Genomic DNA, 394 nt, shown 5'->3' with positions numbered 1-394 from the left:
AGAGAACAGCAAAGAAGTTCGAAAGAGCTTCAAAAAATAAATTAAAAAAGTTCTTGACAAACGAAAGGTTCTGTGATAAAATAAATGAGCTGATCCGAGTCGGAACGGCAGAGATCCTTGATAATTAAACAGTGAAACACATCCTCGAAAGTTCTGAATAAGTAATTCAAAACGATCGAAAGATCCTTTAAAACAGTAAAAGGGATAAATTAGCTAGTATGTTGATTTTGAACTTGGAACAAATCTTTTATCAGAGAGTTTGATCCTGGCTCAGGATGAACGCTGGCGGCGTGCTTAACACATGCAAGTCGAGCGAAGCAGTTAAGTTGATTTCTTTGGATTGATTCTTGACTGACTGAGCGGCGGACGGGTGAGTAACGCGTGGGTGACCTGC

Annotated in this window: 1 rRNA gene; it reads left to right on the top strand. The window is 39.8% G+C overall.

Annotation, left to right across the window (positions count from 1 at the left end):
• Positions 1 to 247 precede the first annotated feature (247 nt).
• Positions 248 to 394: ribosomal RNA gene (locus tag DW769_RS11380) — 16S ribosomal RNA — on the top strand; the annotation flags it as partial.

Source organism: Blautia sp. AM29-29, assembly GCF_003480555.1.
Taxonomy (GTDB): Bacteria; Bacillota; Clostridia; order Lachnospirales; family Lachnospiraceae; genus Fusicatenibacter; species Fusicatenibacter saccharivorans.
This window is presented reverse-complemented; position numbering and strand designations above follow the sequence as displayed.